Below are 15,374 nucleotides of genomic sequence, written 5' to 3' on the forward strand. Positions count from 1 at the left end.
ATGGATTCGATTCTGGTCAGGGGCAATGGCGCGTTGAACGGGGTAATCCCGATCGCGGGGGCCAAGAATGCCTGCCTCACGCTGATGCCCGCCACGCTGCTGACCGAGGAGCCGCTGACGCTGACCAACGCGCCGCGGCTGTCGGACATCCGCACCATGACGCAGCTTCTGCAGTCGCTGGGGGCCGAGGTGGCGACGCTTCAGGACGGGCTGGTGCTGGCCATGTCGTCGCATGACATCGACAACCACACGGCAGATTACGACATCGTCCGCAAGATGCGGGCGTCGATCCTTGTCCTTGGCCCGATGCTGGCGCGGGATGGTCACGCCGTCGTCTCGTTGCCCGGCGGCTGTGCCATCGGCGCGCGGCCGGTGGACCTTCATCTGAAGGCGCTGGAGGCGATGGGGGCGGAGCTGGACCTGCGCGAGGGCTATGTCCATGCCAAGGCACCGGGCGGGCGGCTGAAGGGGGCGGTCGTCGAATTTCCCTTTGTGTCTGTCGGGGCTACCGAAAACGCGCTGATGGCCGCGACGCTGGCCAAGGGCACGACCGTGCTGAAGAACGCCGCGCGCGAGCCGGAGATCGTTGATCTGGCCCGCTGCCTGCGCAAGATGGGGGCCGAGATCGAGGGTGAGGGGACATCCTCCATCACCGTGCAGGGGGTGGACCGGTTGCATGGCGCGACGCATCCCGTGGTGACGGACCGGATCGAGCTGGGCACCTATATGCTGGTTCCCGCGATCTGTGGCGGCGAGGTGGAATGTCTGGGCGGAACGCTGGATCTTGTCGGCGCCTTTGCCGAGAAGCTGGACGAGGCCGGCATCAACGTCACCCAGACCGAACGCGGTCTGAAGGTCAGCCGCCGCAACGGGCGGGTAAAGGCCGTGAATGTCACGACCGAGCCCTTCCCCGGCTTTCCGACCGACCTTCAGGCGCAGATGATGGCGCTGCTCTGCACCGCCGAGGGCGTGTCGGTGCTGGAGGAAAAGATCTTTGAAAACAGGTTCATGCATGCGCCCGAGCTGATGCGGATGGGGGCCAGGATCGACGTGCATGGCGGCACCGCGACGGTGACGGGGGTGGACCGGCTGAAGGGCGCGCCGGTGATGGCGACGGACCTGCGGGCATCGGTCAGCCTGATCCTTGCCGGACTGGCGGCCGAGGGGGAGACGGTGGTCAACCGCGTCTACCATCTGGACCGCGGATATGAGCGGGTCGAGGAGAAGCTGTCGGCCTGCGGGGCGAAGATCGAACGGATCAAGGGCAACTGATGGCCGACGCGCGCTTTGAGGACGGGGAGGTCGGGCCGCTGAACCTTGTGGCGCGGGACGGGGATGATCTGGCGATCATTTCCGCGCTGGTGCAGGATGCCGTGCTGACCGGCGCGGACCTGAAATGGGAGCGCGGGAAGCGCAGATTTGCCTGTCTTGTCAACCGCTTCCGCTGGGAGGACCGCGAGGCCGCCGAGGCGGCGAAGCGGCCCTATGAACGGGTCCGCGCGCTTTTGGTGATCGAGGATGCGGGGGCGGTGCGGTCGCAGGGGATCGACCGCGGCGACCCGGAAACGGTGCTGTCGATCCTGTCGCTGGGCTGGGAGGCGGGCGAGGACGGGACGGGGGCGGTGACACTCGTTCTGGCGGGCGATGGCGCGGTGCGGGTGGAGGTCGAGGCGCTGGAGGTCACGCTGCATGACGTCACCAAGCCCTATGTCGCGCCGAGCCGCCGGAAGCCCGAGCATCGGGATTAAGCAAGCCTTTGAACCGGCGGGATTTTGTCCGGATCAGCCGTACCGGCCATTGTGCCGCTGGCTGTACCGCAGATTGTGCATACAAATTCCGGCAGGGTAGCGGGCCGGTTCATGGTTAAGCGTGCGCCAGCGCACAGGGGTCAGACCGGTCGCCGGAAGGTATAGGAGGTCGGGCGGTCATATCCCGCATGGGCCGTGGCGCCGGTTCGGGTAAAGCCGAGCGCGGTGAAGGTCGCGTGGTTGGCCGCCAGTTCGACGCGGGCCTGCAATTCCAGCGCGGGCAGGCCCAAGGCGCGGGCGCGGGTGGCGGCAATCCCGATCAGCGCGCGGGCGTGGCCCCTGCCCTGCTGCGACGGGTCCACCGCCAGTTTGCCGACATAGAGCGCATCGGCCTTGGGCGTCAGGAAGACGCAGGCGATGGCGGGGGCGCCGATCACCCAGACCTCGCCGCTGCGGGACTGGGCGGCGATGTCTTCGGCGGTCAGGCGGTGGAGCGAGGAGGGCGGGTCGATCACCCCCTCCATCGGCGCGAAGGCGCGGTGCAGCAAGGCAAGCACCGCGGGCCAGTCGTAGGGATCAGTCGCCCGATGTGGCTGCATGGCGGGGGAGTCCGTCGTGGATGTCGGCCCAGTGCTGGGCTTCGGCGCAGTGGACATGGGCGGTGGGGCAGTAGGTTTCGGGATGGTCGAGCGTGCCGGCGTAGAGGTGGGTTTCGGCGGGAAAGCGGGTGGAGCGGTAGGCCATGGGCGTGCCGCAGGCGGGGCAGAAGAGGCGTTCGGTGCCGAGGGAGGAGGGGTAGGTGGCGGGGGTGCGGCCTGTCCAGCGCCACGTGCCGTCGCGCAGGCCGAAGAAGGAGGCGAAGGCGGAACCGGTGGTGCGGCGGCAACTGTCGCAGTGGCAGTGCATCTGCCAGAGCGGCGGGGCGTCGGCGCGGTAGGTGATGGCACCGCAGAGGCAGCGGCCGGTGATGGGCGGAGTCATGGGCGGAAGGGTAGCGCGGGGGGCGTGTGTCGGGAAGGGGGGGTGGCCCCCCACCCTCTCCCTCCCCACGAGGGGGAGGGAAGCGCGGGAGGGGCGAGGCGGGGCGCCGGGTGGGGGCGGGGGAGATCGGGTTGTGGCGCGCGACCATCGTCGCGCGCTCTTGCGGGCGGGTGGGGCCAGCTTTGCCCGTGCGCCCGCGCACGGGCCGCCCCCCACCGGGGCGGGCGCGGCCCGTGCCCCGGCCTTCGCCATATCGGATGGCCCCTTGCGGCCTCAAAGCCTCAGCCGCAATCGCCCCGACGAAACTGTCCACTGGACAGTTTCGCGTCGGTCCTCTGGTCGCGCCATGGGCTGCGGATCCGCAATATCTTGGGGATAAGCGCGCCAATCCGCCGAGATGCGGTGTGGGGGCGGTTGACGGGGCGGGGGATCGGTCGGACCATGCGGGATTGACGGAATCATCCGGGGATTGCCCGCCTTGCGCTTTACACGGTTGCGGCTGAACGGTTTCAAGAGCTTTGTCGACCCCACGGATCTGGTGATCCACGAGGGGCTGACGGGCGTGGTCGGCCCCAACGGCTGTGGCAAGTCGAACCTGCTGGAGGCGCTGCGCTGGGTGATGGGCGAGAACCGTCCCACCGCCATGCGCGGCGGCGGCATGGAGGATGTGATCTTCGCCGGGGCCGCCACGCGCCCCGCGCGGCATTTCGCCGAAGTGGCGCTGGTGCTGGACAATCAGGACCGGCTGGCGCCGTCGGGCTTCAACGATGCCGACCAGATCGAGATCGTCCGGCGGATCACCCGCGATGCGGGGTCGGCCTACAAGGCCAACAGCAAGGACGTGCGGGCGCGCGATGTGCAGATGCTGTTTGCGGATGCCTCGACCGGGTCGCACAGTCCGGCGCTGGTGCGGCAGGGGCAGATTTCGGAACTGATCAACGCCAAGCCCAAGGCGCGGCGGCGCGTGCTGGAGGAAGCGGCGGGGATTTCCGGCCTTTATGCGCGGCGGCACGAGGCGGAGCTGAAGCTGCAGGGGGCCGAACAGAACCTGACCCGCGTCGATGACGTGCTGGAGCAGTTGGCGCAGCAGTTGGCCACGCTGAACCGGCAGGCCAAGCAGGCGGCGCGCTATCGCGAGATCGGCGAGGAGTTGCGGCGGTCCGAGGGGATGCTGCTCTATCGCCGCTGGCGCGAGGCCGAGATGGCGCGGCTGGAGGCCGAGGGCGTGCTGCGCGCGCGGCTGGTGGCGGCCAGCCAGGCGGAAGCCGCGGCGCGGGCGGCGGGCAAGGCGCGCGAGGGGCGCGAGGATGGGCTGCCCTCGCGGCGCGAGGAGGAGGCGATTGCGTCGGCCATCCTGCAAAGGCTGGTGGTGCAGCGCGACGGGCTGGCCGAACAGGAGGCGCGGGCGCGGGCGATGATCGAGACGCTGCGCGGGCGGATCGAGCAGCTGGTGCGCGACATGGAGCGCGAGGCGGGGCTGAACCGCGACGCGGGCGAGACGATTTCCCGGCTGGATTGGGAGATCGAGCAGTTGGCGCGTGCCCATGACGGGCATGAGGAGCGGCTGGCCGAGGCGGCAGAGGCCGCGCGCGAGGCGGGGGCCGTGCTGGGCGACCGCGAGGCGCTTTTGGCGCAGGCGACGGAGGATTCGGCGCGGCTGGCGGCGCGGCACCAGTCGGCGCAGCGGATGCTTTCCGATACGCGCGGGACGCTGGACAAGGCCGAGGCGCAGGCCTTGGCCGCGCGCGAGGCGGTGGAGGGCGCGGTCGAGGCGCTGGCTTTGGCGGCGGAGGCCTTCGAGGCGGCGGAAGAGGCGCAGGAGGTGGCGGTCGCGCAGGCCGAGGAAGCCGAGGCTCTGCTGGAGCAGGCGGAGGTGGCGCGGGCCGAGACGCAGGGGCGCGAGGCCGAGGCGCGGGCGGCGCGGTCTGCCGCCGAGGGCGAGGCCAATGCGCTGCGCGCCGAGGTGGCGGCGCTGGCGCGGCTGGTGGAGCGGGAGGCGTCGGCGGGGACGCAGCTCTTGGACCGGCTGGAGGTGGAGCCGGGGTATGAGAAGGCGCTGGGTGCCGCGCTGGCCGATGACCTGCGCGCGCCGGAGGTGGGGGCCGAGGGGCGGTCGGGCTGGGCCCTGCTGGCGGATTATGATGCGCCGCAGGGTTTGCCCGGCGGCGTGGCGCGGCTGTCGGCGCATGTGAAGGCGCCGGGGGTTCTGGCGCGGCGGTTGGGGCAGATCGGGCTGGTAGACCGCGCGCAGGGGGCGGCCTTGCAGGCGGCGCTGTTGCCCGGGCAGCGGCTGGTATCCCGCGAGGGCGATCTGTGGCGCTGGGACGGGTTCCGCGCGGGGGCGGAGGATGCGCCATCGGCCGCCGCGCTGCGGTTGCAGCAGTTGAACCGGCTGGTGCAGTTGAAGCGCGACCTGGAAGAGGTCGCGGCGCGGGCCGACGGGGCGCGGCAGGCGCATGAGGCCTTGCAGGCGCGGCTGGCGGATCTGGCGCGGGCGGACCAGTTGGCGCGCGATGCGCGGCGGGCGGCGGATCAGCGCGTGACCGAGGCGAACCGCGCGGCGGCGCGGGCCGAGGCGGACAAGTCCATCGCGGGCGGCAAGCTGGAGGCCGCGCGTCTTGCCGTGGCGCGGTTCGAGGACGAGGCGATGGGCGCGCGGGCGCGGCTGCGTGAGGCCGAGGCGGCGATGGGCGATCTGGGCGATCTGGAGGCCGCCCGCAATGCCGTGGAGGCGGCGAAGGTCGCGGTCGAGGCGGCGCGTCTGGCCATGCTGACCCGCCGGTCGGCGCATGACGAGTTGCGCCGCGAGGGCGAGGCGCGGGTCAGGCGGCGGCAGGAGGCGGTGAAGGAGCTGTCGGGCTGGCGTCACCGGCTGGAGACGGCGGAAAAGCGCATCGCCGAACTGGCGGAGCGGAAGGCCGAGACGGAGGAGGAACTGGCCGAGGCCAGCGCCGCGCCAGAAGAGATTGCCATCAAGCGCGAGGAATTGCTGGAGGCGATTTCCGCCGCCGAGGAACGGCGGCGCGTGGCGGCGGATGCGCTGGCCGAGGCGGAGGGCGCGCTGCGCGACGCGCAGATGGCCGAGCGTGAGGCCGAGCGGGCGGCGGGCGAGGCGCGCGAGGCGCGCGCAAGGGCCGAGGCGCGGATGGATGCCGCGCGCGAGACGGTCGCCTATGCCGCCGAGCGGATCATGGAGGAGACCGAGAGCACGCCGGATCAATTGCTGGATACGCTGAAGGCGGATCCGGAGAAGATGCCGGATGCCGAGGCGCTGGATGCCGATGTGAACCGCCTGAAGCGGCAGCGCGAGGCGCTAGGTGCGGTGAACCTGCGGGCGGAAGAGGATGCCAAGGCGGTGTCGGAGGAATACGACACGCTGGTCAAGGAAAAGGTCGATCTGGAAGAGGCGATCAAGAAGCTGCGCGCCGGCATTGCGGGGCTGAACCGCGAGGGGCGCGAGCGGCTGCTGACGGCCTTCGAGCAGGTGAATGCGAATTTCTCGACCCTCTTCACCCATCTGTTCGGCGGGGGCGAGGCGCGGCTGGTGCTGGTGGAATCGGACGATCCGCTGGAAGCGGGGCTGGAGATCATGTGCCAGCCGCCGGGCAAGAAGCTGGCCACGCTGTCGCTGCTGTCCGGGGGGGAGCAGACGCTGACGGCGCTGGCGCTGATCTTCGGGGTCTTCCTGGCGAACCCCGCGCCGATCTGCGTGCTGGACGAGGTGGACGCGCCGCTGGACGATGCCAACGTGACGCGCTTCTGCGATCTGCTGGACGAGATGACGCGGCGGACGGATACGCGGTTCCTGATCATCACGCACCATGCGGTGACGATGGCGCGGATGGACCGGCTGTTCGGCGTGACGATGCAGGAACAGGGGGTGAGCCAGCTTGTGTCGGTCGACCTGAAGAAGGCCGAGGCCTTGGTGGCGTGACGGTGGAAGAGGCATTGGTCGCCGCGGGCTTTGCGGGCGTGGAGCGCGAGGGGGCGGTGGTCTATGCCCGCGACGGGGCCGAGGCGCCGGAATTTACCGTGGAGGTCGCGGGGGGCTGGCGGTTCGCGCTGCGCTTTGCGGTGCGGGCGACCGAGGGGGAGCGGGCGGACTGGATGCGGGCCAATCCGGCGGGGCGGCTGGACATCGAGGCGGGCGAGACGCGGCTGGTGATGGTGCTGGCCGAAGGGGCCGATGTGGCGGCGGGGCTGGAGGTCTGGCGCGGGCTGGTGCGGGCGGCATCGCAGGCGGCGGTGGTCTGGCGGCGGCGGCAGAGGCCCGTGCACGGGATGTGATCCCCAAGATTTTATTCATTCGCCGTTCGTAGGGTTCCGGTGCCGCAAGCCCTTGCGGTGACTGGAGGTGATCGAACTGGACATGAGGGACTATAGAAGATGGATGGTCATCATCGCGGCGGGAACGCTGCTGGTTTCCATCCTGCGCCTTTGGATCGGGCAGTAACCCGTGAAAAAGGAAACCCGGCGCAGAGGCAACTGCGCCGGGTTCTTTTCAGGAGGTGACCCTGAACATTCGGACTATAGATGCCGAGAGGATGCCCTTTGATCGCGGCCATGTAAAGCGGGCGCAGGCGGTTTGGTTAACCGCGCCTTGCAGCGCTGGGGCGGGTTTACCTTGACCGGTTCTTAACGCTTCGACGGCTAGCGTGGCCCTGCCGCAAACCGTTGCGGTGGATGGAGGTGATCGGACTGGATTTGAGGAACTACAGGAAATGGATGGTCATCATCGCAGCGGGGACGCTGCTGGTTTCCATCCTTCGCCTTTGGATCGGGCAATAGGCCCGTGAAAAAGTAAGCCCGGCGCAGCAGCAACTGCGCCGGGCTGTTTTCAGGAGGTGATCCTGAAAGAAGAACTACAGTGCCAATACCATGCCCTGTGTCTTCTGGGCTGTAAAGCCTACCTGAATACCATGGTTAACCAGACGGAGCCGGGGCGGAGCGGGGTAGGCTAGCCCGTGTCGGAAACGGAATTGCGGGCGGGGCGTTGGCTGGCGCAAGGTTGGCGGGCGGACAAGGGGTGATGCAATGCGGGATGCGGGGCTTGGGCAGTTTCTGGAGGCGGCAGAGGCGGCGGTGACGGTGTCCGCGCCGGAGGGGTCGGTGGCGGGGATGGCGGCGGGACGGGTGTTCTCGCGCTGTCGCGAACGGGTTGGCGGGGCCAGCGGAACTGCTGCCGCGCGCTTGCCGGTCTGCGACTGGATCGCGCCCGCACTGGCGGGGGCCGCGCGGGGACCGCGGGCAAAGGTGGCGGATGCCTTCGGCGCGTTGGTGGACCGGTTGGAGTGGAAGCGGCGGCTTTCGGCGGATCCTGCGGATCGGGCGTTCTGGGACGGGCATGCCAATGCGATGATCTTCGGACCGGGCGGGCTGGAGGACCGGGCGGATCTGTGGATCGGCGCGACGGTGATGGCGCCACGGGTGACCTATGTCGACCATGACCACCCGCCGGAAGAGGTCTATCTGTCGCTTGCCCCCGGCGAATGGTGGAATGCAGCGATGGACTGGACCGATCCGGGGGAGGCGGGGCTGATCTACAACCCGCCCGGCATCCGCCATGCGATGCGGTCGGGGGATGGGCCCTTCCTCGCCCTGTGGTTCCTGCCGGTCTAGAGTTTGTCCAAGAGTTCGACCGTCGGCCATGCATCGGCGGGCAGGCCGAGGCGGGCCTGTTCCTTTTGCACGGCGATCCGCGTGGCCGCGCCGAGGATGCCGTCGATCGCCCCAACGTCATGGCCGAGGGCGGCTAGTTTTCCTTGGAGCGCCTTCATCTGGTCCACGGACAGGGCGGGGTCGGGATTGCCTGCCAGATAGGGCTCTGCCCCCGTCAGGCGGGTGGCGAAATAGGCGGCGGTGGTGACGTAGACGAAGCTCTTGTTCCACTCGAACAGCGTGCGGAAATTGGGGTAGATCAGGAAGGCGGGCCCCTTGCGCCCCTGCGGCAGCAGGATCGAGGCGGGGATGCCGTTCGACACGGTGCCCGCGCGGACCTGCACGCCCATGGCGGCCCATTGTTCAGCCGGCAACTCGGTTTCCAGCCCCGTCAGCGCCCAGTCGAAGGTGTCGGGCAGGATCACTTCCTGCATCCACGGCTGACCGGCCTGCCAGCCGTGGTGTTGCAGCATCTTCGCGCCCGACAGCAGCGCGTCGGGGACCGAGGTTTTCAGCGTGACCAGCCCGTCGCCGTCACCATCCACCCCGCGGGCAAGGATGTCGCCGGGCAGCATCTGGACCATGCCGATCTCGCCCGCCCATGCGCCGGTGGTGTCGAGGTCGAATTCGCCCAGACGGTGCATCTCGAGCGCGGCGAGCACCTGCGGGCGGAACAGGTCGGGGCGGCGGCAGTCATGGGCCAGCGTGACCAGCGCGCGGCGGGTTTCGAAATCGCCCTGCACCGCGCCGTAATCGGTTTCAAAGGCCCAGAAGGCCAGAAGAATGCCGCGCGGGACGCCGTATTCCGCCTCGGCACGGGCAAAGACGGCGTCCCACTGGTCGGCCAGCGCGCGGCCCCGCACCAGACGGTCGCGCGAGATCAGGCTTTGGGAAAAGTCCAGAAAGCTCTTGCGGAACACCCCTTGCGAACGGTCGGCCCTGAGCACGCGCGCATCGGGCGAGAGGCCCGCGAAGAAGGCATCGGCGGTGTCGGCGGGGATGCCATTGGCGGTGGCCTCGGCCTTGAGGGCGACAACCCATGCGCCGAAATCGCCGCCGCAGGGGGTGGCGGCCATGGCAGGGCCGGCGAGGACAAGGGCAAGCGGAAGGGCGAAACGCATGGGCTACTCCTGACTGTGGCGGCGGAGCCTAGGCGGGGCGGCGGCAGGCTGCAACCGCCGCGCGATCAGAAGACCGCGATCACGGCAGCAAGGGCGAACATCCCCGCCCATGCCCGCCAGAGCGCGGCACAGGCCGCATCCACCGTGTCGGGCGTGGGGGTGCGGTTGCCTTCGGGCCAGACCCATGGATAGGGGCGCATCTCGCCGTGATAGGCGCGCGGACCGGAGAGCGCGGTGTCGAGGATCACGGCCATGGCCGCCTCGGGCCAGCCTGCATTGGGCGAGCGGTGCAGCGGCGCGTCGCGCAGGATGGGGCGCGGATCGGCCCAGCCATGCGTCAGCGCGATCAGCAGCGCCGTCAGCCGCGCGGGGATCAGGTTCAGCAGATCGTCAAAGCGCGCCGCGGCCCAGCCGAATTCCTCGTGCCGCGGGGTGCGGTGGCCGATCATGCTGTCGGCGGTATTGGTGATCTTGTAGAGCATCAGCGCGGGCAGACCGCCGATCAGGAACCAGAAGGCGGGGGCGATGACGCCGTCCGACAGGTTCTCGGCCGCGCTTTCGATGGCGGCGCGGGCGACGGCGGGTTCGTCCAGATTTGCGGTGTCGCGGCCCACGATCATGGACACGGCACGGCGGCCGCCGGGCAGGGACAGGCGCAATTCGTCGGCCACGGCGCGGACATGCTGGACCAGCGATTTCTGCGCCAGAAGGATCGCGGCGGCGATGATTTCAAGCAGCCCGAAATCGGGAACGATGTGGATGAGCCAGCCGAGCGTCATGGCCGCCAGCCCGAGGGCCGCCATGGTGGCAGCCCCTCTGAGGCGCTTGTGGCCGCCGCGGTTGAAGCGCCGGTCGGCCCAGCCGATGGCGCGGCCCATCAGGACGGCGGGATGCGGATAGCGGTCCCAGAGCCATTTCGGCTCGCCCAGTGCGGCGTCCAGCAGCATGGCGGGAAGGAGAAGGGTCGCGCTCATGCCAGCGCCTCTTGCAGGCGGGTCCAGCCGTCGCCGTCGGGCAGGCCAAGACGGAGCCAGCGGCCGGAATAGGGAAAGATGCGCGACAGGATGCGGTGGCGGGCAAGGCGGTCCTGCCAGCGGGCGGCATCGTCGGTGTCATAAAGGCGGAAGAGCGTGGTACCGCCCAGCGAGGTGGTGCCGGCCGCCTGCATCATCGCGTCAAGCCGCGCGGCATCGGCGGCAAGGCGGCTGCGGGTGGCGTCGGCCCATGCATCGTCGGACAGGGCGGCGGTGGCGATGGCAAGGGTGGGGCCGGACACGGACCATGGCCCGATCATGGGGCGCAGGCGGTCGATCAGCACGGGATCGCCGATGGCAAAGCCCAGACGCGCACCGGCGAGGCCCCAGAACTTGCCGAAACTCTTGAGGATGACGGTCCCGCGGCGGGTGGCGCGGGCGATGTGGGACAGATCGGGCAGCACGTCGCAGAAGCTTTCGTCGATCACGGCAAGGGCCGTGTCCGGCGCGGGGTGCAGGCGGCCATCGGGGTTGTTGGGGTGGACGACCACGCGGGCTTCGGTCGCGTCATCGGCGACGGTCCAGCCGCAGGCGCGGAAGGCGCGGGCGTGTTCGTTATAGGTCGGGGCGGGGATCGCCACACGGGCGGGCGGCATCAGCGCCGGAATGCGCGCGATGAGCGCCGAGGCACCGGAGGCCGCGACGACGGCCGCCCCGTCGGGCACGGACCAGAAGCGGCGCGCGGCGGTTTCCAGCGCGGCAAAGGCGGCGCGGTCGGGCAGCGCGGTCCATGCGTCGGGCGGCAGCTCGGGCAGCGGATAGGGGCGCGGGTTGATGCCGGTGGACAGGTCCAGCCAGTCGGCCCGCGCACCGCCCCAGCGCAGGCAGGCGGCGTCGATGCCACCGCCATGGTCAGGGTCTGCGATTCGGGGTGTTCCTTGCGTCATGGGGGGCAGAAACCCCATCGCGGGCGCGCTGTCCACTGGCCAGAGGGCGGCAGGGCGCGCGCGGAACAAGCGGGACGCGGCGGAGTTGCGGCTTTTGCGCCACGGGGCGTTAACAAATCTGTCACAACTTTCCGTTTCCTTGAAAAGACCGGATGGCGGCGCACTCTTTAAGACAGGGACGGAGGGAAAGATGCTGGAATTCCTGCCGAAAGAGGTTCGCGAGGGGCTGGAAGCCGCCCGCAAGCGTGACCTGAAACGCAAGTCGCGCCTGCGGGTTCAGGTGGGCGAGGCGGTATTCCCCATCCTGCGCTTCTGGGACGAGGGCTTTGCGCTGGACGCCGCGATGGTGCCGCAGCTGCGCGGGCTGGTCGATGTCTATGACGGGGCGAACCACATCTTCCAATGCCTGATCGTCGCCTCGAGCACCGAAAATGGCGAGCTGGTCTGTGACTTCAAACGGTCCACGGCGGTACTGGATCGTCCGGCACTGGACTATTGGCGTGACGAGAATGCGCCGGTGGGCTACCTGCCGCGCGCCTGAAGGTTCGCCTCGACGCGGAAGGCCGCGGGGATGGTGTCGCGGCCGTCGAGGATGAGGTCGGCCATGGTCTGCGCGACCTTGGGTGCCATGCCGAAGCCGATCTTGAAACCGCCATTGGCGATGTAGTGACCGGCGCGGTCCGGCCATGCGCCCAGCATCGGCGCGCGGGTTCTGGCACGGGGGCGGATGCCGGCCCAGCGGTCGATCACGGGGGCCTCGCGCAGGACAGGCAGGGCGGCGCGGGCGCGGGTCAGGATGTCGTCAAGCTGCGCGTCGGTGGCGGCGGGGTCGGACCACGTGTTCTCGGAGGTGGAGCCGATCGCCGTGGTGCCGTCGGCATGGGGCACGATGTGCAGCGCATCGGCAAAGAGTTGCGGCAGGTCGCGGGCGTCGTGCTGCAGGAGCAGCGCCTGCCCCTTGACGCCGACGCCCACGGGTTGGCCGAAGCGGGCGTTGAGGTCCATCAGGCCCTGATGGCCCGTGGCCCAGAGGGTGGGTCCGTCGGGCGTGTGGTCGCCGATGTCGATGACGGCCCCCCTTGCGCGCAGGGCGGCGACCAGCGCCTCTGCCGCGCGGCGGGGGGACAGGCGGGCGGTGAGCGTGTCGTGGATCAGCCATCCGGTGGGGCTGTGCGGTTCCCATGCCGCGCCAGTGGCGGGGATGACGCGCCAGTCGGCGTGGTGCTGCCAGAGGGCGCGCGCCTCGTCCACGCGGGCGCGGGCATTGGCAAGGGCGCGGTCGTCGGGGACGGGTTGCAGGCGGCCTGACCGCAGGTAGCCCGCGTCGACGCCGCCGGTCGCGGCGATTTCGGCCCACCAGTCGGGTGCCATCAGCAGGCTCTCAAGCTGGAACTGCTTTTTCGCGTTCCAGTTTTCCGGCACATGCGGGGCCAGCGCGCCGACCAGCCCGCCGGAAGATCCCGCGCCGATGCCGTGGCGTTCGATCACGCGGATGCGCGCCCCGCGCCGAGTGGCTTCCCACGCGCAGGACAGGCCGAAGATGCCCCCGCCCATCACGGTCAGATCGACCCTTGCCATTCCTTGCGCCCTTGCCCATGGTCCGCCGCGATTTCTGGGTTTAGGGCATATGGCGGGCGACGAACAGGGTCCGGCGGGTTTGGACTGGCGCGACGGGATCGTGCCCGTCTCCACACGCTTTGACGATCCCTATTTCAGCCTTGCCGACGGTCTGGCCGAGACGCGGCATGTGTTTCTGGCGGGCAACGGCCTGCCGGACCGGCTCTGCGACGGGTTCCATGTGGCAGAACTGGGCTTTGGCACGGGGCTGAACCTGCTGGCGCTGTTGATCGCATGGCAGGGCACGGGGCGGGCGGGGGTGGTGCGCTTCACCTCGTTCGAGGCCTATCCCCTGACGGCAGAGGATATGGCCCGCGCGCTGGCGGCCTTTCCCGAGGCGCGCGCGGTGGCCGACCCGCTGCTGGAGCAATGGGCGGCAGGGGCGCGGCAGATCGACCTTGGCGGCATCAGGGCCGAGATCGTGACCGGCGATGCGCGCGACACCCTGCCCCGCTGGCAGGGGCGCGCGGATGCGTGGTTCCTTGACGGCTTCTCGCCCGCCAAGAACCCCGAACTCTGGTCCGACGCGCTCATGTCGGCGGTGGCGGCGCATACGGTTGCGGGGGGCAGCTTCGCCACCTATACGGCGGCAGGCCATGTGCGGCGCGCGCTGGCGGCGGCAGGGTTCGCCGTGGAACGGCGGGCGGGGCACGGGCGGAAACGGCATATGACGGCGGGGATACTGGCATGAGCGGGCGTTTGGGCGCGGACAGTCACGCCACGGTGCAGAACACGCGGCTGGGCATCTGGCTGATGATCGCGACCACGGTCGTCTTTGCCGTGCAGGACGGCATCTCGCGCCATCTGGCGTCGGAATACAATGTCTACATGGTGGTGATGATCCGCTTCTGGTTCTTTGCCGCCTTCGTCATGGCGCTGGCCGCACGGGCCGATGGCGGCATCCGCGCGGCGACGCGGACACGCTTTCCGCTGTTGCAGATCACCCGCGGCGTGCTGCTGGTGACCGAGGTCTGCGTCATGGTTCTGGCCTTCGTGAAACTGGGTCTGGTGGAAAGCCATGCGGTGTTCACCTGCTATCCGCTGCTGATCGCGGCCCTGTCCGGACCGATCCTTGGCGAAAAGGTCGGCTGGCGGCGCTGGGCGGCGATCCTGATCGGCTTTCTGGGCGTGCTGATCATCCTGCAACCGGGCTATGCGGTCTTTTCGCCATGGGCGCTTGTGCCGCTTCTGTCGGCGCTGCTCTTTGCCGTCTACGGCCTGCTCACGCGCTATGTCGCGCGGGGCGACAGCGCGTCGGTCTCTTTCTTCTGGACCGGCACGGCGGGCGCGGCGGCGATGACGCTGGTGGGGGTCTGGTTCTGGGAACCGATGTCGGGGCCGGACTGGGGCTGGATGGCCGCGCTCTGCTGCACGGCGATCGTGGGGCACTGGCTGCTGATCAAGGCCTTCGCGGTGGCCGAAGCCTCGGCCATCCAGCCCTTTGCCTATCTGCAACTGGTCTGGGCCTCGGGGATCGGGCTGTTCCTCTTTGGCGAGGAACTGCGGACCAACGTCGCCATCGGCGCGGGGCTGGTCGTGGCGGCGGGGATCTTCACCCTCTGGCGCCAGCGGGTGCGGGCGCAACAGGACGCTCACTCCTGACGCGACAAGAGCGCGACGAGCCGCGCCCGCGCCTCTGGCAGGGGGCGGCCGTTCAGCATCGGGCCAAGCTCGCGCGTGAGGAAATGTCCGGTGACGGCCAGCCCCTCGGCGATCTCGGCCGCCGTGCCGCCGCCCTGCCCCAGCAGGACCTGCGGCAAGGGCAAAAGGCGCGCGGCCCAGTCCCCCGCCCCCGCACGGCTGACCGCCCGACCGGTCCGCGGGCTGACAAAGGCCAGATCGTCGCGCGCGCCCGTCACGGCGCAGCGCGCAAGGTCCAGCCCGAAACCCATGTCCTCCAGCAGCAGCAATTCCCAGCGCAGGTAGTCGGGCACCCAGTCGGCCCCGCGGTCCAGCGCGTCGAGCAGCGGCATCGTCGCACGCCATAGCACCGGATGCGGGTCGCGCTCGGCCAGTGCCACCCGCAGCATGGCGCAGACCGAGGACAGCCCCGCCAGCGCCAGACGGTCCCCCAGCAACGCCGTGCGCGCCTTCAGCGGCTCGACGGTAAAGGCGCCGATATGCCCGTCCAGCCGTGCGCGCCACGCCACCTGCACCTGCGCGCCGGGTTGCAGGATGGGCGCGATACGGCGCGAGGTGCCGCCGCGCACCACGCCCGCGTGACGGCCATGCTCTGCCGTGAAAACCTCGATGATCGCGGCGCTTTCGCCATGCGGTCTGACCGACAGCAGCGCGCCTTCGTCCTGCCATTCCATGCGGGCGACTATC

Annotated in this window: 15 protein-coding genes; 8 read left to right on the forward strand and 7 right to left on the reverse strand. The window is 69.8% G+C overall.

Going from position 1 to position 15,374, the window contains the following annotated elements; all coding sequences use genetic code 11:
• On the forward strand, positions 1-1,272 hold the full coding sequence (gene murA / locus GU927_RS05145) for a UDP-N-acetylglucosamine 1-carboxyvinyltransferase (protein WP_161761277.1): 1,272 nt from the start codon (positions 1-3) through the stop codon (positions 1,270-1,272).
• Complete coding sequence (locus tag GU927_RS05150; RefSeq protein WP_161761278.1) at positions 1,272-1,748, forward strand: DUF2948 family protein; 477 nt, start codon at positions 1,272-1,274, stop codon at positions 1,746-1,748. The genes murA and GU927_RS05150 overlap by 1 nt, the downstream gene beginning before the upstream one ends.
• Positions 1,749-1,888: 140 nt before the next feature.
• On the opposite strand, the gene GU927_RS05155 is transcribed toward GU927_RS05150, so the two are convergent.
• Together GU927_RS05155 and GU927_RS05160 are read right to left on the reverse strand one after the other, a co-directional pair.
• Positions 1,889-2,347 (reverse strand): GNAT family N-acetyltransferase, encoded by a 459-nt coding sequence (locus GU927_RS05155; RefSeq protein WP_161761279.1) that lies wholly within the window; start codon positions 2,345-2,347, stop codon positions 1,889-1,891.
• On the reverse strand, positions 2,325-2,729 hold the full coding sequence (locus GU927_RS05160) for a GFA family protein (protein WP_161761280.1): 405 nt from the start codon (positions 2,727-2,729) through the stop codon (positions 2,325-2,327). The genes GU927_RS05155 and GU927_RS05160 overlap by 23 nt, the downstream gene beginning before the upstream one ends.
• 478 nt (positions 2,730-3,207) lie before the next feature.
• On the opposite strand from GU927_RS05160, the gene smc reads away from it, so the two are divergent.
• The 3 genes from smc (at position 3,208) to GU927_RS05175 (ending at position 8,348) form a co-directional block, all read left to right on the forward strand.
• The gene (smc, locus tag GU927_RS05165; RefSeq protein WP_161761281.1) at positions 3,208-6,663 is read left to right on the forward strand and encodes a chromosome segregation protein SMC; all 3,456 of its coding nucleotides are present in this window, start codon (positions 3,208-3,210) and stop codon (positions 6,661-6,663) included.
• Positions 6,660-7,016 carry a hypothetical protein gene (locus GU927_RS05170; RefSeq protein ID WP_161761282.1) on the forward strand — a complete coding sequence of 119 codons (357 nt, stop codon included), beginning with the start codon at positions 6,660-6,662 and terminating at the stop codon, positions 7,014-7,016. Before smc ends, GU927_RS05170 begins: the two co-directional genes overlap by 4 nt.
• A 747-nt stretch (positions 7,017-7,763) precedes the next feature.
• Positions 7,764-8,348: a dimethylsulfonioproprionate lyase family protein gene (locus tag GU927_RS05175; RefSeq protein WP_161761283.1), complete on the forward strand. Its 585-nt coding sequence runs from the start codon at positions 7,764-7,766 to the stop codon at positions 8,346-8,348.
• Here the strand turns inward: GU927_RS05175 and GU927_RS05180 are convergent.
• The 3 genes from GU927_RS05180 to GU927_RS05190 all read right to left on the reverse strand — a co-directional run bounded on the left by GU927_RS05180 (position 8,345) and on the right by GU927_RS05190 (position 11,429).
• The gene (locus GU927_RS05180) at positions 8,345-9,508 is read right to left on the reverse strand and encodes a lytic murein transglycosylase (RefSeq protein WP_161761284.1); all 1,164 of its coding nucleotides are present in this window, start codon (positions 9,506-9,508) and stop codon (positions 8,345-8,347) included. The two genes, GU927_RS05175 and GU927_RS05180, sit on opposite strands and share 4 nt — an antisense overlap.
• Before the next feature lie 65 nt (positions 9,509-9,573).
• Positions 9,574-10,482, reverse strand: coding sequence for an adenosylcobinamide-phosphate synthase CbiB (gene cbiB, locus GU927_RS05185; RefSeq protein ID WP_161761285.1), 909 nt, complete (start codon positions 10,480-10,482; stop codon positions 9,574-9,576).
• A complete protein-coding gene (locus GU927_RS05190; protein ID WP_161761286.1) occupies positions 10,479-11,429 on the reverse strand; it encodes a threonine-phosphate decarboxylase in 951 nt (316 codons plus the stop codon). The genes cbiB and GU927_RS05190 overlap by 4 nt, the downstream gene beginning before the upstream one ends.
• Positions 11,430-11,619: 190 nt before the next feature.
• On the opposite strand from GU927_RS05190, the gene GU927_RS05195 reads away from it, so the two are divergent.
• Positions 11,620-11,970 (forward strand): hypothetical protein, encoded by a 351-nt coding sequence (locus GU927_RS05195; protein ID WP_161761287.1) that lies wholly within the window; start codon positions 11,620-11,622, stop codon positions 11,968-11,970.
• On the opposite strand, the gene GU927_RS05200 is transcribed toward GU927_RS05195, so the two are convergent.
• Positions 11,952-13,007: an NAD(P)/FAD-dependent oxidoreductase gene (locus GU927_RS05200; protein WP_161761288.1), complete on the reverse strand. Its 1,056-nt coding sequence runs from the start codon at positions 13,005-13,007 to the stop codon at positions 11,952-11,954. The genes GU927_RS05195 and GU927_RS05200 overlap by 19 nt on opposite strands.
• 49 nt (positions 13,008-13,056) lie before the next feature.
• Between GU927_RS05200 and mnmD the strand changes: the two genes are divergently transcribed.
• Positions 13,057-13,737 (forward strand): tRNA (5-methylaminomethyl-2-thiouridine)(34)-methyltransferase MnmD, encoded by a 681-nt coding sequence (mnmD, locus tag GU927_RS05205; RefSeq protein ID WP_161761289.1) that lies wholly within the window; start codon positions 13,057-13,059, stop codon positions 13,735-13,737.
• Complete coding sequence (locus GU927_RS05210) at positions 13,734-14,648, forward strand: DMT family transporter (RefSeq protein WP_161761290.1); 915 nt, start codon at positions 13,734-13,736, stop codon at positions 14,646-14,648. The genes mnmD and GU927_RS05210 overlap by 4 nt, the downstream gene beginning before the upstream one ends.
• Here GU927_RS05210 and recO read toward each other — a convergent pair.
• A complete protein-coding gene (recO, locus tag GU927_RS05215; RefSeq protein ID WP_161761291.1) occupies positions 14,639-15,361 on the reverse strand; it encodes a DNA repair protein RecO in 723 nt (240 codons plus the stop codon). The genes GU927_RS05210 and recO overlap by 10 nt on opposite strands.
• Between the last annotated feature and the right edge of the window lie 13 nt (positions 15,362-15,374).

The organism is Paragemmobacter amnigenus (assembly GCF_009908265.2).
Lineage (GTDB): Bacteria > Pseudomonadota > Alphaproteobacteria > Rhodobacterales > Rhodobacteraceae > Paragemmobacter > Paragemmobacter amnigenus.